Genomic DNA, 25,236 nt, shown 5'->3' on the forward strand with positions numbered 1-25,236 from the left:
ATTAGATTTCAATAGTGTCTGTTAAATTTTCTATTCAGAAAAAAGTTCAAAACATACTCTTCTTAACCATTGGTTGCTTGGTGTTTGGTGAACTCGTGCATGCCAATGCTGCTTTACGCTATAAGTCGGAAAATGATAAGGCGGTTCTAAAACTTTTAAACCACCTCTGACTAAAAGCACCTGACTTAAATAATGAGGAATAGTCGCAATCGCGTCTGTGTCTTGAACAACCAAGCCAACCCCTAAATAGCTTGGCAAACGAACCAGAATATTTCGGTTTACTCCCAGTTTTTGTAACTCATGCTCCAGCACGTAGTGTCCACCCGTTGCAAAAATATCGACATGTAGCTCTTGGCGAAACTCTTGGTCTGAAAGCGTTGTGCCTGTAAGCCTCGGGTGTTCTTTACTGGCAATACAAATATAACGTTGCTGGAAAAGTGTTTGCTGATAAAAACCTGCTTCAAGCTGAGGCAAAAAACCAATGGCTAAATCAATGTCTCCATTTGACATCATGACTGGTGTATTGGCATCAATAGGGACAATTTCTAAGCGAATATTAGGCGCATGGGCACGTAAATAATTGATCAGTTTAGGTAATAAAACCAGATGACTAATATCAGTCATGCTAATTTTAAATTGATAATTTGAAGTCTGAGGATCAAATTCAATATTGTAGTTTTGAACCAGTTTTAGTCGGTTCAGAATTTCTACAACCAGCGGATATATTTGTTTAGATAACTCAGTAGGTTGCATCTTATTTTCAATACGGACAAAAAGTGGGTCCTGAAAATGCTCACGTAATTTATTTAACGCAATACTTAAAGTTGGTTGTCCAATTTCTAGCTGTTCGGCAGCTTTAGACACACTGCTATGTTTATAAATTTCAAAGAAAATTTGTAAAAGCCGAGTATCAAGATCAAACACTTTAATTTCCTTGTATTGATTTTATCAATACAGACTATTGCTTTTTGTGCATGGATTCAACAATTTTCGATTGTTACATTGATGATCAAGGAAGAATAGGTCGTAAAAGTACAAAGCATTCTTGTACCAATTGGCCTTAAATAGAGGATCTGAAATGGAACAGTTAGCAACGCTAGATGACTTACCGAAACGTTATCTTGGTCAACTTGAAGAATCAAATTTAGTCCCTTTATGGCCAAGTTTACGCAATGTATTACCTCCGCATAAACCGATGCCGCAGACCGTAGCAACCGCTTGGTATTTTCAGAATATTAAACCTTTATTGCTCGAAGCAGGTGAGTTAACACCAATTGAAAAAGCTGAACGCCGTGTATTGGTTTTAGCAAATCCCGGACATGGTCTGGAAAATATGAAAGCCAGTTCGGTCATGTATCTTGGCATGCAGCTTTTGTTGCCAAAAGAGTGGGCACCATCACATCGACATACCCCAAATGCAGTACGTCTGATTGTTGAGGGTGAAGGTGCATATACGACGGTTGAAGGTCAAAAATGCATGATGGAGCATGGGGATTTAATCCTTACACCATCAGGGCTGTGGCATGAACATGGACATGATGGCGATGAGCCTGTGATCTGGTTAGATGTACTGGATTTACCTTTGGTTTATTACATGGAAGCTTCTTATGTACAACCGGGTGAAATCCAAAAAGTGACCAGTGCCGGAAATGCTCATCATTATGGAACGGGCATCGTACCAACAGCACATTTTACCCGTGAAAATGCCTCGTATCCGATCATGCGTTACTCTTGGAAAGAAACCAAAAAAGTTTTGCATGCACTTGCAGATGATGAAAATCATCAAGCACCAATTCAGGTGACTTACATCAATCCTGAAACCGGCGATGACTGTCAAAATATTATTGGTTACTCCGCTTTAATGCTCAGACCAAATGAAACGTTACAGCTCCAACCGCGCTCTACTGCCCAAATTTTTCATGTGATTGATGGTCAGCTCCAAGTCAAAATTGATCAGAAAGATTTCAATTTAAATAATGCTGATACGGCATGTGCGCCATGTTTTTCTCATATTGATTTAATCAATACCTCTGATCAACCATGCTATTTGTTTATTGCAGATGAAGCGCCCTTACAACGGAAACTGGGTTTGTACTCTGTGCGTGAGCGCCAGTAAATAGAATATTTTATAAGGATATAAATCATGTCAAATACTCAACAACCGATATTAATTGCTGGTGGCGGCATTGGTGGGTTTGCAGCTGCACTCGCTTTGGCAAAACAAGGTTTTAAGGTACAGGTTTTTGAACAAGCACCTGAAATTGGTGAGATCGGTGCAGGTATTCAACTAGGGCCGAATGCATTTCATGCCTTTGATGCGCTAGGAATTGGTGAGATTGCTCGCAGTAAAGCAGTCTATACCGACTATATGGTTATGCATGATGCGATTGATGAATATCAGGTTGGCAAAATTCCAACCGATGAAAAATTCCGTGAACGTTTCGGTAACCCATATGCGGTGATTCACCGTGCCGATATTCATGGTTCATTGGTCGAAGGTGCTAAACAATACGGCAACTTGGAAATTATCACTAATTGTCATATTCAAAAAGTTGACCAAGATGATGCTGGCGTAACGATTACCGATCAACATGGTAAGCAATATCATGGTCAGGCACTTATTGGTGCTGACGGGGTTAAATCCGTTGTGCGTGATACCTATGTGGGTGACCCTGCATTAGTTACAGGTCATGTGGTTTACCGTGCTGTTGTACCTGAAAGCGAGTTTCCTGAAGACTTGAAATGGAATGCAGCCAGTATTTGGGTCGGACCAAATTGTCACCTTGTGCATTATCCACTACGCGGCGGAAAGGAATATAACGTTGTGGTGACGTTCCATAGTCGTGAGCAAGAACAGTGGGGTGTAACCGACGGCTCTAAAGAAGAAGTGCTGTCTTATTTTCAAGGAATTTGCCCGAAAGCTCGTCAATTGATTGAGTTACCTAAAAGTTGGCGCCGCTGGGCAACTGCAGACCGTGAACCGATTGAAACATGGACTTTTGGCCGTGTGACATTACTTGGCGATGCAGCACATCCAACCACGCAATATATGGCGCAAGGTGCATGTATGGCGATGGAAGACGCCGTAACTTTAGGTGAAGCATTACGTGTTACTGACCATGACATTTTAAAAGCTTTTGATATTTACCAAAAAGCACGTGTGGCACGTACAGCACGTATTGTTTTGTCTTCACGTGAAATGGGCAAAATTTACCATGCTAAAGGTGTACAACGCTTGGTTCGAAACGATTTGTGGCGTGGACGTCCTACTGAACGTTTTTATGATGCAATGGAATGGTTATATGGCTGGAATGTCAATAACTGCCTTGATGCAGTGAAAAATTATCAAGGAAATGTAGCATGAAACTCTATAGCTTTTTCCGTAGCGGTACATCGCATCGAACTCGCATTGTGTTGAACCTAAAGGGTTTGGCTTACGAAGCAACTTATATCTCGCTCGCTAAAAATGAACACCATCAAGCTGCTTTTAAAGCTTTAAATCCGCAAGGGTTTGTACCAGTAATTGAAACTGAATCAGGAAACTTGTTGCAAAGTCCAGCCATTATCGAATGGCTAGAAGAACAATATCCCGAACCAGCTTTATTGCCTACAGATGCATTGGGTCGTGAAAAAGTCCGTGCTATTGCTGCATTAGTTGGATGCGATGTTCACCCCTTAAATAACAAACGTGTTCTTGAATATTTACGCCAGAACTTAGGGCTGGATGAGGCACAAATCAATGCATGGTGTGCCAAGTGGATTCAGGATGGATTTGCAGCTTTAGAGCATATTTTGGAACAAGACCAGAGTCGCGAAAAGTTTTGCTATGGCAATCAACCTACTATTGCAGATGCCTATTTAGTTCCACAAGTCGTTTCTGCCGAGCGTTTTAAAGTCGATTTATCGGCTTATCCAAACATTAATGAAATTTACCAACATTGCATGACCTTAGAAGCATTTCAAAAAGCAGCACCTGAACAGCAGGCCGATGCATTTTGAGTCGTGATTAACTTAATAGAAGGAATTTAACATGTCATTTATTTTTGAACCAATGACCACTGCGGGTCTATTTATTCACGGCTCAGAGCATAAATTTCCAGTACGCCGTGTGTATTGTGTCGGCCGTAATTATGCTGCTCATGCACGTGAAATGGGTTTTGACCCAGACCGTGAACCACCATTTTTCTTTTGTAAGCCAAATGACCTTGAATCGGTTGTTCCGGTAAATACAGATGCGGTTGATATTCCATATCCATCTGAAACTTCAAATTTTCATTATGAAATTGAGTTGGTTGTTGCAATTGGTAAAGATGCCAAAAATGTATCGGTTGAGGATGCAGCGAACTATATCTATGGCTATGCCGTCGGTTTAGATATGACCCGTCGTGACTTACAGATGGCAATGCGTGAAAAAGGTCGTCCATGGGAAATCGGTAAAGCTTTTGATTTTTCTGCACCAGTTGGCCCAATTCATCCGATTACTCAAACGGGTGAAATCAATAATGCCGATATTCATTTAACGGTAAATGGTAAAACTGAACAGCACAGCGATGTCAGTCACCTAATTTGGTCTGTGGCCGAAACGATTGCCAATTTATCTACGTTATTTGAATTAAAAGCAGGTGATTTGATTTTTACAGGAACTCCAGAAGGCGTGGGTGCTGTAGTGAAAGGTGATGTTATGCGTGCAGACATTACCGGGCTGACTGGAATTACGGTGAATGTCAAATAAATCAAATTGATCTGATTTATTGAAATAGGTGCTCAACCTAAATAAAAAATACAGTTGGGCACCTTTGCTAAGGATTGCATATACGCCAATGTATTGGCGAAAGGAGCTCTCATGTCTCAAAATTCTATAGACGTACAAAGTTTCATTGATGAAATACCGCTATCGTCTTTGCAAAAATTAATCATGTGGTTGTGTTTTTTGATTGTTGCGATTGATGGGTTTGATACCGCAGCAGTTGGATTTATTGCACCTGCTTTAAAGGCAGAATGGGGGTTGCAAGCAACCGATTTGGCGCCTTTATTTGGCGCTGGCTTATTTGGACTGATGGCTGGTGCACTCATTTTCGGACCTTTATCCGATAAATTAGGCCGTAAACCGATTTTGATTGGGTCGGTCATTATGTTTGGAATTGCCAGTGTTTTTGCCTCTTTTTCAGCAGATTTACAAACACTGATTATTTGGAGATTTCTCACTGGTTTGGGTCTAGGAGGGGCTTTACCCAATGCAATTACTTTAACCTCTGAATATGCGCCTACATCTCGTCGCTCTAATTTAGTGACCATGATGTTCTGTGGCTTTACTGTGGGTTCCGCTCTTGGTGGTATTTTTTCGGCTCAGCTACTTCCTCATATTGGCTGGCACGGTATTTTGCTCATTGGGGGAGTATTACCTTTAGCGACTGTACCTTTCTTATATTTTTTATTACCTGAATCTATTCGATTTTTAGTGCTTAAAAAGAAGGGTACCGAAAAAATTGAAAAGATTATTCACCGTATCGCACCGCATTTAAATAGCACTCCTACGTTGGTTCCAACAGTCAATGAAGTCGAAAAATCAAGTTTGAAGGATTTGTTTAATAAAGGCTTTGCTTTGGGCACTTTTTTGATTTGGTTTACCTTTTTTATGAGCCTTCTCATTATTTATATGATTTCAAGTTGGATGCCTACTTTATTGACCAATGAGGGCTTTAATTTATCCAACGCGTCATGGCTGACTTCAATTTTCCAAATAGGTGGAACCATTGGTGCCATTGTCTTGGGCTTACTGATGGATAAGATGGATGCAACCAAAATTTTAAGTACGGCTTATGTTTTTGGTGGTTTTTTCCTGATTTGTTTAGGGTTTGGAATTGAACAGGCAAATACGGCTTTATTGATGTTTGCCATGTTTGGGGTAGGTGCAGGAATTAGTGGTTCGCAAGTGGGAGCAAACGCTTTTGCATCTAGTTTTTATCCAACACATTGCCGAGCAACAGGGGTTAGTTGGGCCAATGCAGTAGGGCGCTCAGGGTCGATTGTGGGATCAATTATGGGTGGCTGGTTAATGTCATTAAATCTCTCCAGTTTTGAAATTTTAAGCATTTTAGCGATACCTGCATTTTGTGCCGCGGTTTCGTTGTTACTCATTAAACGTTTAAAGAAAAATCGGTCTCAAGTTTTAGTCGCTTCGAATTGAGATAAGGCGATTCCACTGAACAAATATATGTCTGCGCCAAAGGATGGCGCAGACAATAATTAAAGGATGATTTGTTTCATGAAATATTTAAAAACACCATATTTAAAGTTTTCTACTCTTTTATTTATCTGTAGTGGTCATTCAATGTTGTGGGCAGCAGATACTACTCAACAAAGCGAAGATGAATGGAAATTCACTTTAAAAAATGCCTATATCAACCGTAATTTTGATAATGATGCACTCAAAGATACGGGTAGCTGGTCTCAGGCAGCATCGCTATTTTATAAATCGAAAATGCATGACACTACACTGCAAATTGCAGACAAACCCATTACGATTGGTACAGATGCTTCTGTCCAATACGCCGTTCGCTTGAGTTCAGATAAACATGTTGCGGACACGGTTTTGCCTTTTAATAAGGAAACACAATCTCAAGCATCTGACTTTTTAAAATACGGCGCCACTTTAAAACTGGGCTACGACAAAACCCTTTTAAGCGTCGGTGAACTCTGGTTAGATTTACCTGTAACGGCTGTCGATGCCAGCCGACAATTACTTGCTTCTTATTGGGGAACCAATCTTAGGTCGCAACTTTCAGATCAGCTCTATGCCGAAATTGGCCGAGTTGAAAAAGTGTCACCACGCAATGAAGAAGACTTTAAAAAGTTTTCTTTCACATCAAATGGAGTTACTAAAGAATCTGATGGTTTGAACTACATTGACCTACGCTATCAATTCACGCCGTCTTTAAAGGGTGAATATTACTTCGGTAATTTAGAAGATCTCTACAACAAACACTATGTTGGTCTTGAGCATAATTGGAAACAACCTAACTTTGCGCTTACTTCTAAGTTTAAGTACTTCAATGTAAAAAATGACGGCAATACTTTTGATATCGATGCGCAAAACATTGGAGTACTAGAAACAGTTAAAGTAAAAAACCATACCTTTGGTTTGGGTTACCAACAAATTATCGGTGAATCGGCATACCCTTTACCAGATGGTTTCTTACCAGAAACCTATTTCATTAACTGGAACGCCACCGGATTCTTTAAAAAAGATGAAAAGTCTTATCATGTCATGTATGGCTATGACTTTAAAGATTATGTACCAGGCTTAAATGCAATGGTGAAATATGTTTACGGAAATGATTTTAAAGCAGCCAATGGTGAGAAAAACCACGAAACCGAGTCCAATGTCATTCTGAACTATGCATTTCAGCAGCCTTTCTTAAAAGGCGTTGCCCTGCAATATATTCGGATTGATTACAACGTAAAACACGGCAATGACTTTGGTGAAGACCGCTTGTTTGTAAACTATACCAAAAAGTTTTAAAGACTTTTTAAAACTCATCATTTAAAAAGAGACCATTCAATGGTCTCTTTTTTTTAATTACGTCACAACCTCAAATTTACTTTTTATTGGTATCTACAGAAACTACAACAGATAGACCTGGGCGCAACAACTTAATATCTTTTTGATTTTCAATAAGCTTGATTCGTAAAGGTAAACGCTGAACAATCTTGGTAAAGTTACCTGTCGCATTGGTCGCCGAGATCGGAGAGAAAAATGCGCCAGTAGATGGAGAGAAGCTGTCTACTACACCTTTTAATTCAACATTATAAGCATCGACATATACAGTGACAGGCTGACCAATTTTAATTTGTTTTAGCTCAATTTCACGGAAGTTTGCTTCTACATAGACTTGATCTAAAGGTACAACCACCATGAGTGGATTACCTGCACCTACAAAGTTGCCCACATTTGCAGACTTTTGTCCAATCATGCCATCAATAGGCGCTCGAACTTCTGTATAGCTCAGATTCAGTTTTGCTTTATCAAGTGCGGCTTGGGCTTGTTTAAGAGCAGCTTGTTTGGCTTGAACCTGAATTTTATATTGGTTGAGTTGATACTGTGCATCGGTAACTTTTTCTTTACTGCTGTCTAAGTCAGCATATTGCTCAGTCAATGTAGTTTTTGACTGTTGTGTAATTAATCTAGACTCAGCACCAAGTGCCTGTAGTTGCTCATAACGCGCTGTATTATCTTTTGTGAGTTTAATCCCAGCTTCTACTTTTCTAAGCTGAGCCTCTGTTTCTCGAATAACAGTCGGTTGTCTTTCTACTGCTAGCTTTGCTTCATTTAAATCAGCTTCAGCTTTAGCATAATTAGATTCTGCTTCAGCTAAAGCAGCTTCATAATCTCTTGCATCAATCCGTGCCAAAAGCTGGCCTTTTTTTACGGTCTGATGATCTTTAATATAAATTTCTTCGATATTTCCAGAGACTTTAGGGGCAATTGTTGAGTACTCTACATCTACACGTGCATCGTCTGTTTCAATAGTCGAAGATGGTAAAAATATAAGTTTTAAAACCCATAAAATAGAGGCTAAAACAATAATGAACGCAATAACCATAACCCAATGCTTTTTGAGATATTGCACCTTTGTTAATTTGGCTGACTCGGTCGCAGAGTGATCTTGGGCTTCTAGAGTACTCATAAAGATTTTCCTGAGTTATGACTATTCATTAACTTAATGAGAGCAATACGTGGCGGATAAGTTCGAACTGGCAAAATCAACATCACGATGAACAAAATAGCGGTAAGGCCAGCTAAGATGAGATATTGATCGCTAATAACTAAAACAGATTGTTGCGCTTGAATCGCAGAATTTAGGGCAGATAAACCACCTGAAACACGATCTGCACCATTTGCGGTGAGCACAGGTGGAGTAAGTGGATTAATGACAGGACCTTGAATATTTTGGAAAACATGTTGGGCGGTGTTTTCAATCAGCCGTGTTGAATGGTATTCACCGCGCACTCGATTGATCCAATCCAAAATACATACACCCAGTACACCGCTAATCGCACGCGGAGTATTAATCATTGGTGATGCATAAATTGCCATGGTTGGGTGAACGCTGTTTGTTCCCATCATTAAGAGCGAGAGCACGACACAGGTTTGTCCCAAACATGAGATTGCATGCCAAAAATAAAATTGATCTTGATTCCATGTGGTATCAAGTTGACTTGCACCTAGGCAACCCGCAATGACCAGAAGTAAACCAAACCCATGCACATATCGGCTATCCACCCAAGCTTGATTTAAAAGCTTCACAACAATAGGAATATAGATAAATTGCAATGCCGCAATTTGTAAGCCAATCCACATGGTCTGAGTGGGTTTATAGCCATGCACTGCACTTAAGTAATTGAGTGGTAATGTGCTGGTTGACATACCAATAATGACAAAGCAAAAGAGTGCGAAAACAGCATAAGCAAAATTTCTGATTTCGAGCATTTGCGGTTTAATGAGTGGTGACGGATAACGCCATTCATGTATGAAAAACCAAGGTAAAGTAATTGCACTAATTAAGGCTAATACACAAATTAATTGAGAATGGAACCAGTCTAAATGGTTGCCATGCAACAACATGGTGCTCAGGCTGGCTAAGCTAATAATCGCTAAAATGGCACCCATCCAATCGTAAGTTTTTATTCTTGAATAATTCAATGGATCTTGGGGAATACCAAAATACACTAGTGCAGCACTTAGCGCACAAAAAGGAATGGTTTGGAAAAATATCATTTTCCAGCCAATCACATCTAAATAAAAAGCAGAGAGTGCAGCACTTAGGTTAGGAAAGAATGTTGCAGTTAATGCGTAGCAGGCGAGACCCCATAGCCGAATGTCAGGTCCTAAAAATCTAAGCGCACAGGCCATGAGCAAAGGAATGGTTAGACCATTGGCAAGACCTTGTAAGCCTCGCAATAAGTAAAAGATTTCGATATTTGGACTAAAAGGAATTAAAACGCTAGAAAAGAGGCAAAGTCCTATAGCAAAAAGCAGAACTCTGCGCATAGAAAAAATGACTGCCCAACTGGTAGACAGAATCATGCCAATAATCATGGCACTCGCGTAAATACTGTTGACCCAATAGCCAGAGTCAACACTAATTCCCATCGCGCCACGAATGTCGACTAAGGTAATGCTGGTGATTCGGTTGTTAAATTCAACAGTCATTGCAGCAAATATTGCACCTGCTAAACCGATGAGTGGCTTTGTATTCATTTTTTACCTTAAATCTTAAACATCCATTCATTGCAAGGAGTAGATATTTACTGTACTGTACCGATCGGTACTCTACTCTCTAATTAAATTTCCGTCAATTCTCGATTTTGAACTTTTCGATGAGTTACACTTAGAATGAAATCGCTAAAATTTTTATAAGGTCAATATGTCAGTTTCAACTAAAGCTAATGAAAAAGATCAAAAAATTCTGGATGCAGCAACCAAGTTTTTTTTGATTCACGGTTTTAGTGGAACAACGACAGACATGATTCAAAAGGAAGCGGGTGTTTCAAAAGCAACGATGTATGGGTGCTATAAAAATAAAGAAGCGATGTTCGCTGCGGTGATTGAACGTCAATGCAGGAACATGCAAGAGCAAATTATTTTAGTCGAGACAAAAGCTGAAAATTTACGCTCAGCTTTAACCGAGATTGGGAAAACTTACCTGTGTTTTATATTGTCGCATTCAGGATTGGCATTTTTTAGAGTTTGTATTGCAGAAGCAGTTAGATTTCCAGAGTTATCTGAAAAATTCTTTGAAGTAGGTCCACAAAAGCTTGCAAATATTATTGCGGGTTATCTTGAAAAATCTCAAAAAAATAATGAGATTGAGTTAAATTCTTCTGCTGATATAGCAGCAAATATCTTCTTGGCATTATTACGAAGTGATGCCCATCTAAAGTGTCTGACACATCCTAATTATGCAATTTCTGATAGTGAAATTAGTACTTGGGTTGAATATGCTGTTGATCTATTTATGAAAAATATCAATTACAAGCCAAGTTAATTTAGGAAATTTTATTCTATCTATAAGCTCTAGATGTAGAAGTTAAAAAGAGACCAGTTTGAGGTCTCTTTTTTAAATTGATTAGATAGCCTCTCTGGTCATCTCACCATTCACCAACCTTAAAATTTGCAATGGATTGCTGTCTTTTAAAGCTTCTGGCAATAAACTCTGCGGATAGTTTTGGTAACACACAGGTCTTAAGTAACGGTCAATTGCCAAGGTTCCAACAGAAGTTCCTCGGGCATCTGAAGTGGCTGGATATGGTCCACCGTGTACCATGGCATCACACACTTCAACACCTGTTGGATAGCCATTTATGAGTAATCGTCCAGCTTTCTCTTCTAACACCGGAACCACATCTGCAAATTCAGTTAAGTCTGCTTCATCAGCAATTAAAGTCGCAGTCAGCTGACCATTCATGCTTTGTAATGCCCGAATGAGTTGGGCTTTATCTGCCACTTCAATGATGACTGTGGTTGGCCCAAAGATTTCTTCTTGCAGAAGTTGGTCGCCTGCCAGTAACAACTCAACATCCGCTTTAAACAGTTGTGGCTGTGCCTGATTGCCTTGGTGGGTTTGACCTGCCAAATGTTTAATGCCTTGATGCTGGGTTAAGTGCTCAAGACCAGCGGTATAGCTTTTTAATGTTCCGGCATTCAGCATAGTTTGTGGAGGTTTGCCATCCATAATTTCGGTTAGGTTGCTAATAAGCTGAGTAAACTCGGCTGATTTAATTCCCAAGACTAAACCCGGATTGGTACAGAACTGACCACAGCCTAAAACGACTGAATCTGCTAAGTCCTGTGCAATTTTTTTACCACGGTTTTTTAAGGCTTCTGGCAACATCAGCATTGGGTTAATACTGCTCATTTCAGCGAACACTGGAATCGGTTGGAGGCGGGCTGCTGCCATGTCACATAAAGCGCGACCACCACGCAGTGAACCTGTAAAACCAACTGCCTGAATAAAAGGATGCTTCACTAAAGGTTCACCCACGCCATTACCATAGATCATGTTAAATACGCCTTTAGGCATATTTGATTTTTCTACAGCACGTTCGATTGCCTGAGCTACGAAGTCCGCTGTCGCCATATGTCCGCTATGCGCTTTGACTACCACCGAACAACCAGTTGCCAGTGCCGAAGCCGTGTCACCACCCGCAGTTGAGAATGCTAAAGGAAAGTTACTTGCCCCAAAGACTGCCACAGGACCAACACCGATTTTAATCTGACGCAAGTCTGGGCGAGGTAAAGGCTGACGCTCAGGTAAAGCGGTATCAATACGGGCACCTAAAAAATCACCACGGCGTAACACTTTGGCAAACAGGCGCATTTGTCCACTGGTACGGCCACGTTCACCTTGCAAACGTGCAAGCGGTAAAGCCGTTTCCTGTGAGACGATTTCTAGAAAATCTGTACCCAAAGCATCGAGCTCATCGGCAATATTTTCTAAAAAGGTAGCACGCTGTTCAGGTGAAGTATGGCGGTAAGTCTTAAAAGCTTGGCTTGCTGCATCACAAGCCTGATTGATTTCCTGTTCGGTTGCATGGTGAAACTCATAAGGCAAAGTTTCGCCAGTCGTTGCATTGACACTTTTTAGTAAAGTGGAACTTTGTGCACTACGTAAACCGCCAATAAAGTTGTGTCCGATAATGGTCATAACAAATATCCTGAAATTAATGAGAGTGTCTTGGAAGGTTGTCTTGATTTACGACTCGCATATATAAAGTTGCAGGCTCTAAACAGCCACCCGTTGATAATTGGCCAACCATGTTGCGATACATTTCTTGCCAAGGCGTTTGAGATGTAGAGACAGTGGGTTTCCATTCCTGACGGCGTTTGTCTAACTCTTCGTCTGAAATGAGGACATTTACGGAACGTTTATTGAGATCAATGCGCAAACGATCATTTGTTTTTAATAAAGCAATGCCACCACCTACCGCCGCTTCAGGTGACATATTTAAGATAGAAGGGCTAGCAGATGTTCCACTTTGACGGCCGTCGCCTAGGCAAGGCAGAGAGTCAATTCCTTTTTTAATTAATTCTGCGGGAGGAGCCATATTTACAACTTCTGCGCTGCCCGGATAACCAACAGTGCCAGCGCCACGAATGACCAAAATACAATGTTCATCAATGTCTAAGGCAGGGTCATTAATTCGTGCGTGGTAATCCTCTGGTCCTTCAAAAACGATCGCCCGAGCTTCAAAGCTATTTTCACCATTTGGGTCAGATAAATAGGTTTTCTTAAATGCTTCACCCACAACAGACATTTTCATAATGGCGCTATCAAAGAAATTGCCACTAAGCACAATAAAACCTGCACCATGTTTTAATGGTTGTTCATATGGAAAAATGACATCTGCATTGGAGGTTTTTGCATTTTTAGCAATTTCTCCCATCGTTTTACCGCTGACTGATGCACAGTCTTCATGTAAAGCGCCGGCCTTTTGTAATTCATGCAAAACAGCAGGAACACCGCCAGCACGGTGAAAACCTTCACCCAAATATTTACCCGCAGGCATACAGTTCACAATGAGCGGAATGTTTTCTCCAACACGTTGCCAGTCTTCTAAACTCAGCTCAATCCCCATATGACGAGCAATTGCAATTAAATGAGGAGGGCAGTTACTTGATGCACCTAATGCTGAGGCTACAGCAATGGCGTTTTCAAATGATTGTTTATTCATGATTTTAGATGGTCGTAAATCTTCTAAAACCATTTCACATATTCTTTTGCCGGTCATATAGGCCATTTGCCCGCGTTCGCGATAAGGTGCTGGAATGCTTGCACATGTCGGTAAAGACATACCTAAAGCTTCTGCTAATGCATTCATTGAAAGTGCAGTACCCATGGTGTTGCAATGTCCGACCGAAGGGGAAGCGGAAGTCGTCATTTCCATGAAGCCTTCATAGTCGATTTCACCTGTGGCAAGTAAATTTCTTGCATGCCAAAGTACTGTACCTGAGCCAATTAACTCACCTTTAAAATGACCATCTAACATTGGCCCACCAGATAACACGATTGCCGGTATATCTGTTGTTGCGGCTGCCATTAAACAAGCAGGTGTCGTTTTATCACAGCCTGTTGTTAGTACCACACCATCAAGTGGATAGCCATGTAAGATTTCAACTAAACCTAAGTAAGCTAAATTTCTATCGAGTGCAGCAGTAGGTCGGCGAGACTGTTCAGCAATCGGGTGAACAGGAAACTCCATCGGGATACCGCCCGCATCACGAATGCCTGCTTTCACACGTTCAGCAAGCTCTTTGTGGTGACGGTTACACGGGGTCAAATCACTACCAGTTTGTGCGATACCAATAATAGGGCGGCCTGATTGTAGCTCGGCACGGGTCAGGCCATAATTCATGTAACGCTCAACATAGAGTGCTGTCATGTCAGCATGTGTAGGATCATCAAACCATTCTTGGCTGCGTAAAAAAATCCGTTTATCTTGATCATTCATTTTTAGATCCTTCTACTGATCTCGCTCAGCAATTTAATTTTTCAAGTGATGAATATTACGATTGAACTGGTCGATAATACGTGAAATTTATAGTAATTCGCGTTGTTTTAAATTGTGCATCAAAGCATTTATGCCAAAATTCCACGGCATCGCTTTATCACTGGTCATGACCGTGTTGTATAGAGTGCCGAGCTTTGGTGAATGAATACGAACGACATCTCCCACTTTATGGGTAAACCCTGCACCAGCTTGCTCACGGTCTTGGGTAGGTGCAAATAAAGTACCCAAAAACAAAACAAAACCATCTGGATATTGGTGATTTTCATTCAGTGTTTGTTGAATTAAATCTTCGGGATCACGGCTAATTTGAGACATAGAGCTAATGCCATTGAGCACAAAGTTATCTGTACCCTGAATTTGCAGTTCAACATCACAAGCACGGATATCATTTAAAGTAAAAGTATGATCAAAAAGGCGAATAAATGGTCCAATTGCACAAGATGCATTGTTATCTTTTGCTTTACTCAACAGTAAGGCACTACGGCCTTCAAAGTCCCGTAAATTCACATCATTACCTAAAGTCGCACCTAAAATTTTACCGTGGCTATTTGCAACCAATACAACTTCCGGTTCTGGATTATTCCACTCAGACTTTGGGTGAATACCAATATTTTGCCCCGTTCCTACGGCTGCTAAGACAGGTGCTTTGGTAAAAATTTCAGCGTCGGTACCAATACCCACCTCAAGATATTGAGACCACATATTTTGTTCAATTAAATATTCTTTGAGTTGCAGCGCTTTTTCAGAACCGGGTTCAATTGTTTTTAAATTATCGCCGATTACCCCTTGTACAATTTCACGGATGGATTGGGCTTTTTGTGCATCGCCGCCCGCTTGTTCTTCAATCACACGCTCTAACATGCTTGCTGCAAAGGTCACACCAGCTGCTTTAATCACTTGTAAATCAATAGGAGCTAAAAAATATGCCTTGTTTGTATCTGGCTCAGCGACTGTGTTAGCAAATAACTCATCAATTGACCCAACTAATTTTCCTTCAATTTCAATTAAAGCTTTTAAAGGATCCGAACTTTCAAGTAACTGAGAAATAGTGTGGAACTTTTCAGAAATATCAAAAACCTGATCGCCTTTTAAAAGAATCGGAGATGGGCCAGAAATTTGATTTGGAATCCATGCACGACCAATTAAATATCCTTGGGTAGCGTCTTCTGGTAATGAGTTCTGGGAATTTAACGTAAAGTTCATTTAAAGCATCCTTCTTTTACTTGAAACCATGATATGTTTCTTATTTAATAAACACCAATCGTAATAATTTAATTATTAATAACGAAAAGTTATCGAAAAGGATTTTTGAAAATGGCTGATTTGACTTACACAAGCTTAAATAATTGGTTGAAATTTAAACATTTGGTGCTATTAGAAACTTTGGCGAGGACCAATAACATGCATTTGGCAGCCGAGCAGATGAACCTGAGTCAGCCCGCGGTGAGTAAAATGCTAAAGGAAATAGAAGGATTACTGGGCTTTCCTGTTTTTGAACGACTACCTCGAAATATGCCAGTAACGGCTTTAGGCGAACATGTAATTCGATATGCGCAGCGTGTGTTAAATGATGCAAAGCATTTTGTTGAAGATATTGAAATTTTACGATTAGGTGGTCACGGTTTTTTAAAAGTTGGTGGTATTTTTGCAGCAACCGCGGTGGTGATACCAAATTCAATTATTGAGATTAAAAAACAATGGCCGTTACTTTCTATTGATGTTGTTGAACAGACCAGCGACCATTTAATGGAAATGCTAAGTGAACACACTTTAGATTTAGCTATTGGCCGTTTTACAGATGTGACGCAAAGCCAGTTTTTTGATTTCCAACCTTTAGGCCCGGAGCCGTTTTGTATTGTTGTTAATAATGCTCATCCATGTGCCAAGAAAAAGTTTTGTACATTAGAAGAATTATTAAATTGGCCATGGGTACTCTATCCTAAAGGCACGCCAATTCGACAACGTATGGAAGGCGCATTTGCCCGAGCAAAAGTCAAAATTCCTTTAAATACGGTTAATACCATGTCGATGCAGACCTTCTTACAGATATTAAAAGGGGCACCTATGGTGGGGATGTTGCCCGAAGCGATGGTGATTGATCAGGTAAAAGAAGGGCAATTACAGATTTTAGAAACAGATCTAATTTTAGATGCACAGGATTATGGTATTTTGACGCGTAAAAATGAACCAGTTTCTGATATTGCATCGGCATTTATTAATATCTTGCTTAAAAATGCGAAACGTAAATAAACGACTCAGCCTCAAACCATGATGAGATTTGAGGCTTTAAAATTAAAAGAAAAACCTACTTTGTTTAGTAAATTTATAAATATAAAACTGATATTAAAAAGTTATCAATATTTAGAAATTATTCATTGGAAATTATTGAAAGGAGTCCTTATCGTTTAATTCACGACAATTACAAAAGTTTTTAAGTGAATAAAAACTAGGAAAGGACCTCTGTATGAATGTGCTAATCACTGGTGGAACAGGTTTTATTGGAAAACAAATTGCTAAAGAGATCTTAAAATCTGGCAGTTTGACTTTAGATGACAATAAACCTGAACCCATCGATAAAATTATTCTGTTTGATGCATTTGCTGGTGATGATTTACCGCAAGATCCAAGAGTTGAAGTGATTGTCGGTGATATTACCGATAAAACTACAGTTGCTCATATTACAGAAAATATTGATGTCGTCTGGCATTTGGCTGCTGTGGTGAGCTCAGCAGCAGAGGCCGATTTTGATTTAGGTATGGATGTTAATTTGTATGGACTCTTAAATTTATTAGAAGAATTAAGAAAGAAACAAACCACGCCTCGAGTTATTTTTGCTAGCGGCTGTGCTGTATTTGGTGGCCAATTACCAGAAGTTGTGACAGATGAGACAGTGGTTACACCAAAGTCTTCTTACGGCATGCAAAAAGCAGTAGGAGAATTGCTGGTCTCAGATTACTCAAGAAAAGGCTTTATTGATGGCCGTATTTTAAGATTACCGACTATTGTGGTTCGTCCAGGTAAACCTAATAAAGCTGCATCAACATTTTTTAGTTCAATCATCCGCGAACCGTTAAAAGGTGAAATGGCTGTTTGCCCAGTCCAGTCAGATACACCTGTTTTTGTTACTTCACCACGACGTTGTGTTGAATCAATGATTAAAGCTGCATCAATTTCTTCAGATGTACTTCAAGATAACCGAATTATTCCTCTACCGGGATTAACAGTCACCGTTAAACAAATGCTTGAGGCGCTTGAAAAAGTCGCAGGCAAAAAAGCAACTGATTTAGTGCAATGGCAAGAAGACAAAACCATTCAACGTATTGTTCAAAGTTGGCCTGTTCAGGTGAAAGCTGAATATGCTGAATCTTTAGGTTTCCAAGCAGACGAAAATTTTGAAAGCGTGATTCAGGCACATATAGAAGATACCCAAAATTAATGGCAGTGATCGCCAATTGATGTGAGAGTTATTATGGAAGATATCAAAAATGTAAGTGCTCTCGAAGAGCAGACAATCAAACGTATTTCGAATCGAATTATCCCGTTTCTCATTATTCTATTCATTATGGCATTCCTAGACAGAACCAATATTGGTTTTGCTGCATTACACATGAATGATGCACTTGGAATTACTCAAACCATTTTTGGTCTAGGTGCGGGAGTTTTTTTTCTAGGTTATTTTATTGCCGAAGTGCCAAGTAATATCTTGCTTCATCGTTTTGGAGCACGAATTTGGATTGCTCGAATCATGATTACTTGGGGAATTATTGCTGGACTCATGGGTTTTATTCATAGCGGTACGCAGTTTATTGTTTTACGGTTTTTACTTGGAATTGCTGAAGCGGGCTTCTTTCCGGGTGTGATCTTTTATTTAACCTTGTGGTTTCCTGCAAAATATCGCGCTCGTGTTTTTGCCACGTTCTATCTAGGATTACCAATTGCTCAAATTATTGGAGCACCAATTTCAGTCGGTCTTATGCAATGGGGCAATACCATTGGTTATGAAGGTTGGCGTTTAATGTATATCCTAGAAGGTATTCCATCCATTATTTTGGGATTAATCTGTCTAAAATATTTAACCAATAACCCAAAAGAAGCTGAGTGGTTAACAGCTGAGCAGCGCCAATGGTTAATGTCTACACTAGAGCGCGAAGAAAGAGAAAAAGAGCAGTCGAGTGAAGCTGCTTTAACAAAAGGAGAAATGATCAAACAAGTGTTTAAAAATCCTTTAGTGTGGATTATGGCAATTGTTTACTTTGGAATCACCTCTGGTTCAAATGCAATGTTTTTCTTCTTACCAAGTGTTTTAGAGTCATTCCGTAATACATTTGGTATGCAAATTAGCCTTATTCAAAATGGTTTACTTACAGCAATTCCATATGCATTTGCAGCTGTTGGTATGGTTTTATGGAGCCGCCGTTCTGACCGTAAACAAGAGCGGTATAAACACGGTGCTTGTGCTGCACTTATGGCGGCTTTTGCAATTGCGATTGCACTAATTGTAAATCAACCTTGGGCAATTATTGTGGGCTTTATTCTGCTCGCGATTGGTGTATTTAGCGCAATTAACATTTTCTGGACTATTCCTGGGCAAACTCTAACGGGGGTGGGAGCCGCTGCTGGAATTGGATTAATTAACTCGGTGGGTAATTTAAGTGGCTTTACTGGCCCATATTTAACTGGATATTTATATACGACCACAGGCACTTATACAGTCGCATTCCTTGCCATTGCAGGCTTTGTGGCGATGGGCGGCTTAGGACTACTGCTATTAGCAAGGTTAAAATCGAATAGTTTAAAAGTAGAACAGCAGCAACTTAAAGTTCGAACTGCTGCGGAGATAAAATAATGGCGACTATCGGGTTTGTGGGTACAGGTATTATGGGACTACCGATGGCTATGCATTTACTAAAAGCAGGCCATCAAATTAAGGTTTGGAATAGAACTTCTTCTAAAGCAGATAGCTTAAAAGACGCGGGTGCTCATCTTTGCTTTGAACTTGAACAAGTTGGAAAAGATGTAGATTTTTTGATTTGTATGCTCAGCGATGGAAAAACCTCTGATGAAATTCTATTTAAAGAACACGGTGCAATCTCTCAGTTAAAACCTGAAAGTACGGTTATTGTCATGAGTTCAATACCAGTTGAAGTTGCAAAAGTACAAGGTGACAAATGCAGAGAACGAGGGCTTAAATATTTAGATGCTCCTGTTTCTGGCGGTGAAAAAGGTGCTCAAAATGCAAGTCTCGCCATTATGGTGGGCGGTGACGCTAAAACATTTTCACAGGCTGAAACTATTTTACGTGCAATGGGGCGCCCAATTTTAGTTGGTGGTGTTGGCTGTGGAATGCTCGCAAAACTTGTGAATCAAATGATTGTAGCAACTACCATTGCAACTGTAAGCGAGGGCTTATTACTGGCCAGTAAAGCAGGCGCTGATCCTATTAAACTAAAACAAGCACTCACAGGAGGCTTTGCCGATTCTCCAATTTTACAGCAGCATGGTGAACGTATGCTAAATCGAGATTTTAAACCAGGTGGCACTGCTCGAAACCAGCATAAAGATATTCATACAGCCGTTAGCTATGCCAAATCACTAGAGTTAAATTTGCCAATTGCTCAACAAGTCAGCCAATTATTTGAAAATATGCTTGCTGCCGGAGACGGGGAGCTGGATCATTCTGGTTTAATTCGTGAACTTGAGCGAATGAATCCAATGTAATATTGCTTTAAATTTAGCGGTATTTGATGACAGACATAATAAGGTACCGCTTTTTTTATGGTTAATACTAATACCTTGAAATAACCTTAATAGTCCGTACGAGTCTTTTATATATTCTTAATATCTACTGACGGAGAAACCCCAAAAAAACGTTTATATTCTCGGGAAAATTGCGACAAACTTTCATATCCGACTTGAATACTGGTCGTTGAAATATCATATTCTTCGGTTATTAATAAACGCCGTGCTTCGGTTAACTTCATTCTCTTTTGATACTGTAAGGGACTCATTGAAGTGATATCCCTAAAATGTTGATGAAAACTAGAAGCACTCATCCCCATTGTGCTTGCCAGTTCTTCAACGCTAAAGGATTTTGCAAAATTTGTTTTTAGCCATTCAATCGCTTTCACAATTCGATGGCCAGTAGTTCCGGCCGCCACAATACGTTTAAGTCGATCGCCTTGTGGACTCATCAATAAACGATAAAAAATTTCCTTAATAATAAGAGGAGACAAGATGGGGATGTCTTGTGGTGTATCTAGTAGTTTTATTAACCGTATAAAAGCATCATTCAACTCTGAATTGACTACTCCAACAGCCATTCCTTTTTTCTCAGTATTTACGTCTTTAAAAGGAATATGGGCCTCAAGCATGATTTGGGCGAGTACATACGGGTCTAGCCGTAGCACTATCGAAAGATAGGGGCGTTCAACTGAAGCTTCAAGAACTTGAGCAATGACAGGCAGGTCAATTGCAGTAAAAAGGAAATGGTTAGAGTCGTACGTATAGGTTTCTTCGCTAAGAATCACCTGTTTTTTCCCTTGAGCAATCATACATAGACTTGCATCCATCATGCTGCTACTTGGTTGTGTCAATGTTTCTGCACGATATAAAGTCAGCCCCGTAATAGCTGTTTCGAATGTACCTTTTTCTCGGGTCCATTGATCGACAAGTTGAGCTAATTCTTGATTACTGTCTAGAGAAGACCTATTCGCCATTCAGATTCCACCGATTACTCTCTGTATTTTTATTGTAGGCATTTCAAATAAGAAAAATAGTGAGAAGTGCAACAATTCGGAGGATTAGGCAAATCTGTGAGAGGAATTGAACAACAGCTTACGATTTTCATTTTTATACTGATCAACATGGCACAAAGTCGATGAGTTGGAACTTAGTGAACCAAAATGTTCCAAAACCTATTTATGGATTTTCAAAATCTATAGCCATCAATGAATGTCCAGCGAAGAATTCGTCTTTATTTAAACATTAAACATGAGAGAAAAAATATGACAATTGAAGTTTTAGGTTATGCCGCGCTGTCATCAGAAACTCCTTTAGTTCCGTTTAAGTTTGAACGTAGAACCCCACGTGAAGATGATGTTGTCATTCAAATTGAATATTGTGGTGTTTGTCATTCCGATCTACATCAAGCTAAAAATGATTGGGGATTTAGTGCTTATCCGATAGTTCCGGGCCATGAAATTGTAGGGCGTGTCACCTCAATTGGTCCTAAAGTCACAAAATATAAGGTCGGTGATTTAGTGGGAATTGGCTGTATGGTCGATTCATGCCGTACTTGTTCGGCTTGTCATTCAGGACTAGAGCAATATTGTGAGGAAGGTAACATACAAACTTATGGCGGCGTAGATCGCCATGATCAACGACCAACTTATGGTGGATATTCACAAAGCATTACATGTAGCCAAGATTTTGTATTAAAAGTACCTGAAAATCTGGATGCTCGAGCTGTACCACCACTACTGTGTGCTGGTATTACGACTTGGTCACCGCTGCGTCATTGGAATGTTGGAAAGGGCAGTAAAGTCGCTGTAGTCGGTTTAGGTGGTTTAGGGCATATGGCGATTAAACTTGCCAATGCTCTAGGCGCTGAAGTGACATTATTCACCCGCTCAGCAAATAAAGAACAGGATGCAAAACAACTCGGAGCGCATCATATTGTGTTATCAACAGATGAAGCTCAAATGAAATCAGTGTTAAATCAATTTGATTTGATTATTGATACCGTGCCTTATAACCATGACTTGAAGCCTTATATTCCAACACTAGCTTTAAATGGAACAATTGTGTTAGTTGGATATTTAGGTGAAATTAGCGCAAATTCAGTACCTATGATTTTAGGAAGAAAATCAATTGCAGGGTCGGTCATTGGCGGAATTAAGGAAACACAAGAGCTACTCGATTTTTGTGGTGAGCATAATATTGTTTCTGAAATAGAGATGATTGATATGCAAAACATTAATGAAGCTTTTGAACGTATGCTAAAGAGCGACGTGAAGTATCGTTTTGTGATTGATATGAAAACTTTATCTGATTATTAATCTGGGGTTTGATCTTTGCTGTGCATCTTTTTAGAAAGGTGCACAGCTCATAGCTATAATAATGTGAGTGTAGGTATTTATCTAAAAAGTATTATGATTTTTATTTCTTATTTATTTGAAGAAACTTCGATAATAAGGCGTAAAGAGTGGTTATTCATCACTAGCGGTCACATCAGCTGCTTTAATACTTGGATGATCTTTTTTTAGATCCTTATCTTTTCTCACTGTTGTATTCGGAAGGATAGACAGACCATTTGAAAGAGCCAACTTTTCAAGTTCAACGACTATATTACGGTAATCTTGGCCATTACGGATTTGAGAAAATCTACTTTTATAGTTTCTTTCCTTTTTTTCATCTAGGAGGATTGAGTTAACCCCCATTAGATAATCAAAATAAGAAACAGATTCATAGACATATTTTGCTGTTGCTACTGACTTAAAGGATATTAAAATACTAAATATCAGTAATGTAGGTAATAAAATCTTATTTAATATATAGACTTTATTGTAGAATTTATCTGTCTTTTCAGAAGATTCAAGAAGCTCTTTAATAGCTTCTGTAGTAAATTCTTCACTGGTTTCTTCTTCGGTTTCTTTAGGTATTAAAGCTTTTAACCTAGCCTTGGCACTCTCGTATTCTTCACGGTATTTACTCATGTTAATGTAAGACCAAGCACATACTAATATCGACACGATTACTAATAATAGGGATAACAGGGAATAAGTAGATTGCTGTAAAGCAATGAGGTCATGAGCAGAAATGCTGGCGTAGACTTTCTTACTATAGGCTACTGAGAACTTAATATAATATGAAGTAAATGCAGGGACTATATAGTCACTCAGTATCGTCCACACAATACTCCCAACCACACTCAGAAGAATAGGAATACCTACATTCTTATAGATAGATGTTTTCATATAATTTTCCGCAAAGTAAGTTGTTATAAAAATTTGCGATATTTTACATAAATGAAAAGGTAGAATAAATCTGAAAATAAACTAAGCCCTTCCTTGCAGATAAAAAATGAATTAAATTCAGAAGGGAGGAATACTATATAAGTAGTATCAAGTTAGGTATTTTTCTAGTAGTTCGACTGCAATTTTTTCAGCTAATAAAATTAAACTCAAAACTAATCAATAAGCTATGGATAAATAAAATTATTTATTCTTTATTTTAAAACAAAAAGGCTTAATCTGTTCAGATTTAGGCCTTTTGTATATTTTAATCAATAAGCAAGACACGCATATTTTTTAATAAAAATTCAATTCATAAACCCCAAAATTTTCTGGGGCAAATCTGCGAAGTAAGTAGATCTGGCCAGATTATTTTCCTACTGTATAGCGTAACTTGAGTTGAAGGCGCTGTCTTTACTATTATTTCTGTTTATTTTTCACTGAAGAATTTCCTTAATTATGTAATTAAATGAAAAACAATAATTAATTAAATAATTTCTAGCCAATATCACATTGACACCTCAAATATTGAAGATTACCATTTGCAGGCTGGCCACATTGCCAGGCAGTTTTGACAGACTGCTCATGAACTTTCACATCAGAGTTATTCCATCTGAGGAATAGCCTTGTGTGGTGAAACACTCGTTCCCTCCCGTAGCGGTAGGACGGGAGAGGGACACCTTCGGGTGTGCTAGTTTAAGTTCATGCTAGTCTGTCAACCCTCTTCCGTTCTGCCACCATAATTTTATGCTCTGGCAGAACTCCCAATAAAAAGGAGTTGGCTTTGCATATTCATTATTTCTTGGCAGCCTTTGCCAAAGTCTATATCGACACCACTTAAATTTTTTAAAGGTTTGATCGCCAATAGGCTTTTCAGGCTTTAATTCGTCACGACCCAAAAAACTTAATCAACAATAAAACTTGAGATGTGCCAAGCACAGTCTTTATGGACTTTGCTATGCCTTTTTTTCTCCCAAAAAACGGCAGCGGTTTTTTATATCTCATTTATATACAACAATAATTTTTTATAACGGTAAAAATATGCCACATTCAGATCTCCCATTTCGTGCTTTAAGCGTACTACACACTTCCCGCCATCTTTTCAATAAATACGGCTTTCACAATGTCGGGGTAGACCGAATTGTTGAGTCGGCAAAAATCCCAAAAGCGACTTTTTATAACTATTTTCACTCAAAAGAACGTCTAATTGAAATGAGTCTGACTTTTCAAAAAGATGGACTTAAACATGAAGTCATTTCAATTATCCATACTCAAAAAGAATTAACCTTAGTTGTAAAACTCCGCAAGATTTACTTTTTACATGCAGATTTAGAAGGGCTTTATCATTTGCCGTTTAAAGCTATTTTTGAAATTGCGAAAACACACCCAAAGGCCTATCAGACTGTAGTTGACTATCGAAACTGGTTTATTAATGAAATCTATAAATTGCTTTTAACAACCAACCCAAATGCTTTAAAACAAGATGCACACATGTTTTTGTTTGTGATTGATGGAGCAATGGTTCAGCTTTTAGATCCGAGTAAACCTGATGAAAGGGAAAGATTGTTAGATTATTTTTTGGTAAGTTTTTCTCTTTAATTTGCAATTTTTGTTAAAAAAAGGAGTTAAACTAGTTTGAGCTTAACTCCTTATT

21 protein-coding genes are annotated in these 25,236 nt (G+C 39.2%); 13 read left to right on the forward strand and 8 right to left on the reverse strand.

Annotated features, from left to right (window positions below):
* Positions 1 to 30: 30 nt before the first annotated feature.
* Entirely contained in the window at positions 31 to 924 is an 894-nt protein-coding gene (locus AOLE_RS09180; protein ID WP_013197793.1) for a LysR family transcriptional regulator, read from the reverse strand.
* 154 nt (positions 925 to 1,078) lie between these two features.
* Between AOLE_RS09180 and AOLE_RS09185 the strand changes: the two genes are divergently transcribed.
* The 6 genes from AOLE_RS09185 (at position 1,079) to AOLE_RS09210 (ending at position 7,522) form a co-directional block, all read left to right on the forward strand.
* Positions 1,079 to 2,116, forward strand: a complete 1,038-nt coding sequence (locus AOLE_RS09185) for a cupin domain-containing protein (protein ID WP_013197794.1) — start codon at positions 1,079 to 1,081, stop codon at positions 2,114 to 2,116.
* Positions 2,117 to 2,143: 27 nt separating this feature from the next.
* Positions 2,144 to 3,364: a 3-hydroxybenzoate 6-monooxygenase gene (locus AOLE_RS09190; protein WP_013197795.1), complete on the forward strand. Its 1,221-nt coding sequence runs from the start codon at positions 2,144 to 2,146 to the stop codon at positions 3,362 to 3,364.
* The gene (gene maiA / locus AOLE_RS09195) at positions 3,361 to 3,999 is read left to right on the forward strand and encodes a maleylacetoacetate isomerase (protein WP_013197796.1); all 639 of its coding nucleotides are present in this window, start codon (positions 3,361 to 3,363) and stop codon (positions 3,997 to 3,999) included. The genes AOLE_RS09190 and maiA overlap by 4 nt, the downstream gene beginning before the upstream one ends.
* Positions 4,000 to 4,030: 31 nt before the next feature.
* Complete coding sequence (locus AOLE_RS09200) at positions 4,031 to 4,732, forward strand: fumarylacetoacetate hydrolase family protein (RefSeq protein ID WP_013197797.1); 702 nt, start codon at positions 4,031 to 4,033, stop codon at positions 4,730 to 4,732.
* Positions 4,733 to 4,843: 111 nt separating this feature from the next.
* A complete protein-coding gene (locus AOLE_RS09205) occupies positions 4,844 to 6,187 on the forward strand; it encodes an MFS transporter (protein ID WP_005305569.1) in 1,344 nt (447 codons plus the stop codon).
* A 78-nt stretch (positions 6,188 to 6,265) separates the two neighbouring features.
* Positions 6,266 to 7,522 carry an OprD family outer membrane porin gene (locus AOLE_RS09210; RefSeq protein WP_013197798.1) on the forward strand — a complete coding sequence of 419 codons (1,257 nt, stop codon included), beginning with the start codon at positions 6,266 to 6,268 and terminating at the stop codon, positions 7,520 to 7,522.
* A gap of 76 nt (positions 7,523 to 7,598) precedes the next feature.
* Here AOLE_RS09210 and AOLE_RS09215 read toward each other — a convergent pair whose 3' ends face one another.
* Entirely contained in the window at positions 7,599 to 8,687 is a 1,089-nt protein-coding gene (locus AOLE_RS09215; protein ID WP_013197799.1) for an HlyD family secretion protein, read from the reverse strand.
* Positions 8,684 to 10,261 carry an MFS transporter gene (locus AOLE_RS09220; protein WP_013197800.1) on the reverse strand — a complete coding sequence of 526 codons (1,578 nt, stop codon included), beginning with the start codon at positions 10,259 to 10,261 and terminating at the stop codon, positions 8,684 to 8,686. The genes AOLE_RS09215 and AOLE_RS09220 overlap by 4 nt, the downstream gene beginning before the upstream one ends.
* A 166-nt stretch (positions 10,262 to 10,427) precedes the next feature.
* On the opposite strand from AOLE_RS09220, the gene AOLE_RS09225 reads away from it, so the two are divergent.
* Positions 10,428 to 11,048, forward strand: a complete 621-nt coding sequence (locus AOLE_RS09225; protein WP_013197801.1) for a TetR/AcrR family transcriptional regulator — start codon at positions 10,428 to 10,430, stop codon at positions 11,046 to 11,048.
* Positions 11,049 to 11,129: 81 nt separating this feature from the next.
* Here the strand turns inward: AOLE_RS09225 and AOLE_RS09230 are convergent, their stop codons facing one another.
* From AOLE_RS09230 to AOLE_RS09240, 3 genes are all read right to left on the reverse strand, one after another.
* Positions 11,130 to 12,707, reverse strand: coding sequence for an aldehyde dehydrogenase (NADP(+)) (locus AOLE_RS09230; protein WP_013197802.1), 1,578 nt, complete (start codon positions 12,705 to 12,707; stop codon positions 11,130 to 11,132).
* Positions 12,708 to 12,723: 16 nt separating this feature from the next.
* A complete protein-coding gene (locus tag AOLE_RS09235; protein WP_013197803.1) occupies positions 12,724 to 14,511 on the reverse strand; it encodes an IlvD/Edd family dehydratase in 1,788 nt (595 codons plus the stop codon).
* A gap of 87 nt (positions 14,512 to 14,598) precedes the next feature.
* Positions 14,599 to 15,774 carry a fumarylacetoacetate hydrolase family protein gene (locus tag AOLE_RS09240; protein ID WP_013197804.1) on the reverse strand — a complete coding sequence of 392 codons (1,176 nt, stop codon included), beginning with the start codon at positions 15,772 to 15,774 and terminating at the stop codon, positions 14,599 to 14,601.
* A 111-nt stretch (positions 15,775 to 15,885) separates the two neighbouring features.
* On the opposite strand from AOLE_RS09240, the gene AOLE_RS20285 reads away from it, so the two are divergent.
* The 4 genes from AOLE_RS20285 (at position 15,886) to AOLE_RS09260 (ending at position 20,289) form a co-directional block, all read left to right on the forward strand.
* On the forward strand, positions 15,886 to 16,821 hold the full coding sequence (locus AOLE_RS20285; RefSeq protein ID WP_013197805.1) for a LysR family transcriptional regulator: 936 nt from the start codon (positions 15,886 to 15,888) through the stop codon (positions 16,819 to 16,821).
* A 214-nt stretch (positions 16,822 to 17,035) separates the two neighbouring features.
* Entirely contained in the window at positions 17,036 to 18,007 is a 972-nt protein-coding gene (gene denD / locus AOLE_RS09250) for a D-erythronate dehydrogenase (RefSeq protein ID WP_013197806.1), read from the forward strand.
* 33 nt (positions 18,008 to 18,040) lie between these two features.
* A complete protein-coding gene (locus AOLE_RS09255; RefSeq protein WP_013197807.1) occupies positions 18,041 to 19,417 on the forward strand; it encodes an MFS transporter in 1,377 nt (458 codons plus the stop codon).
* Positions 19,417 to 20,289 (forward strand): NAD(P)-dependent oxidoreductase, encoded by an 873-nt coding sequence (locus AOLE_RS09260; protein ID WP_013197808.1) that lies wholly within the window; start codon positions 19,417 to 19,419, stop codon positions 20,287 to 20,289. The genes AOLE_RS09255 and AOLE_RS09260 overlap by 1 nt, the downstream gene beginning before the upstream one ends.
* Positions 20,290 to 20,396: 107 nt before the next feature.
* On the opposite strand, the gene AOLE_RS09265 is transcribed toward AOLE_RS09260, so the two are convergent.
* Positions 20,397 to 21,287, reverse strand: a complete 891-nt coding sequence (locus AOLE_RS09265) for an AraC family transcriptional regulator (RefSeq protein ID WP_013197809.1) — start codon at positions 21,285 to 21,287, stop codon at positions 20,397 to 20,399.
* A gap of 288 nt (positions 21,288 to 21,575) precedes the next feature.
* Between AOLE_RS09265 and AOLE_RS09270 the strand changes: the two genes are divergently transcribed.
* Positions 21,576 to 22,628, forward strand: a complete 1,053-nt coding sequence (locus AOLE_RS09270) for an NAD(P)-dependent alcohol dehydrogenase (protein ID WP_013197810.1) — start codon at positions 21,576 to 21,578, stop codon at positions 22,626 to 22,628.
* A 150-nt stretch (positions 22,629 to 22,778) separates the two neighbouring features.
* Here the strand turns inward: AOLE_RS09270 and AOLE_RS20705 are convergent, their stop codons facing one another.
* On the reverse strand, positions 22,779 to 23,546 hold the full coding sequence (locus AOLE_RS20705) for a hypothetical protein (protein WP_013197811.1): 768 nt from the start codon (positions 23,544 to 23,546) through the stop codon (positions 22,779 to 22,781).
* Positions 23,547 to 24,623: 1,077 nt separating this feature from the next.
* Here AOLE_RS20705 and AOLE_RS09280 point away from each other — a divergent pair.
* Complete coding sequence (locus AOLE_RS09280; RefSeq protein ID WP_013197812.1) at positions 24,624 to 25,181, forward strand: TetR/AcrR family transcriptional regulator; 558 nt, start codon at positions 24,624 to 24,626, stop codon at positions 25,179 to 25,181.
* Positions 25,182 to 25,236 lie beyond the last annotated feature (55 nt).

The sequence above is a fragment of the Acinetobacter oleivorans DR1 genome (assembly GCF_000196795.1).
GTDB classification, from domain to species: Bacteria; Pseudomonadota; Gammaproteobacteria; order Pseudomonadales; family Moraxellaceae; genus Acinetobacter; species Acinetobacter oleivorans.

Bases quoted from the DNA above. Each gene is read 5' to 3' on its own strand.
- AOLE_RS09270 (WP_013197810.1), top strand. From the start codon at position 21,576: ATGACAATTGAAGTTTTAGGTTATGCCGCGCTGTCATCAGAAACTCCT.
- AOLE_RS09185 (WP_013197794.1), top strand. From the start codon at position 1,079: ATGGAACAGTTAGCAACGCTAGATGACTTACCGAAACGTTATCTTGGT.
- AOLE_RS09220 (WP_013197800.1), bottom strand. From the start codon at position 10,261: ATGAATACAAAGCCACTCATCGGTTTAGCAGGTGCAATATTTGCTGCA.
- AOLE_RS09240 (WP_013197804.1), bottom strand. From the start codon at position 15,774: ATGAACTTTACGTTAAATTCCCAGAACTCATTACCAGAAGACGCTACC.
- AOLE_RS09255 (WP_013197807.1), top strand. From the start codon at position 18,041: ATGGAAGATATCAAAAATGTAAGTGCTCTCGAAGAGCAGACAATCAAA.
- AOLE_RS09265 (WP_013197809.1), bottom strand. From the start codon at position 21,287: ATGGCGAATAGGTCTTCTCTAGACAGTAATCAAGAATTAGCTCAACTT.
- AOLE_RS09200 (WP_013197797.1), top strand. From the start codon at position 4,031: ATGTCATTTATTTTTGAACCAATGACCACTGCGGGTCTATTTATTCAC.
- AOLE_RS09205 (WP_005305569.1), top strand. From the start codon at position 4,844: ATGTCTCAAAATTCTATAGACGTACAAAGTTTCATTGATGAAATACCG.
- AOLE_RS09230 (WP_013197802.1), bottom strand. From the start codon at position 12,707: ATGACCATTATCGGACACAACTTTATTGGCGGTTTACGTAGTGCACAA.
- AOLE_RS09190 (WP_013197795.1), top strand. From the start codon at position 2,144: ATGTCAAATACTCAACAACCGATATTAATTGCTGGTGGCGGCATTGGT.
- AOLE_RS09225 (WP_013197801.1), top strand. From the start codon at position 10,428: ATGTCAGTTTCAACTAAAGCTAATGAAAAAGATCAAAAAATTCTGGAT.
- AOLE_RS09215 (WP_013197799.1), bottom strand. From the start codon at position 8,687: ATGAGTACTCTAGAAGCCCAAGATCACTCTGCGACCGAGTCAGCCAAA.
- maiA (WP_013197796.1), top strand. From the start codon at position 3,361: ATGAAACTCTATAGCTTTTTCCGTAGCGGTACATCGCATCGAACTCGC.
- AOLE_RS09280 (WP_013197812.1), top strand. From the start codon at position 24,624: ATGCCACATTCAGATCTCCCATTTCGTGCTTTAAGCGTACTACACACT.
- denD (WP_013197806.1), top strand. From the start codon at position 17,036: ATGAATGTGCTAATCACTGGTGGAACAGGTTTTATTGGAAAACAAATT.
- AOLE_RS09235 (WP_013197803.1), bottom strand. From the start codon at position 14,511: ATGAATGATCAAGATAAACGGATTTTTTTACGCAGCCAAGAATGGTTT.
- AOLE_RS20705 (WP_013197811.1), bottom strand. From the start codon at position 23,546: ATGAAAACATCTATCTATAAGAATGTAGGTATTCCTATTCTTCTGAGT.
- AOLE_RS20285 (WP_013197805.1), top strand. From the start codon at position 15,886: ATGGCTGATTTGACTTACACAAGCTTAAATAATTGGTTGAAATTTAAA.
- AOLE_RS09260 (WP_013197808.1), top strand. From the start codon at position 19,417: ATGGCGACTATCGGGTTTGTGGGTACAGGTATTATGGGACTACCGATG.
- AOLE_RS09210 (WP_013197798.1), top strand. From the start codon at position 6,266: ATGAAATATTTAAAAACACCATATTTAAAGTTTTCTACTCTTTTATTT.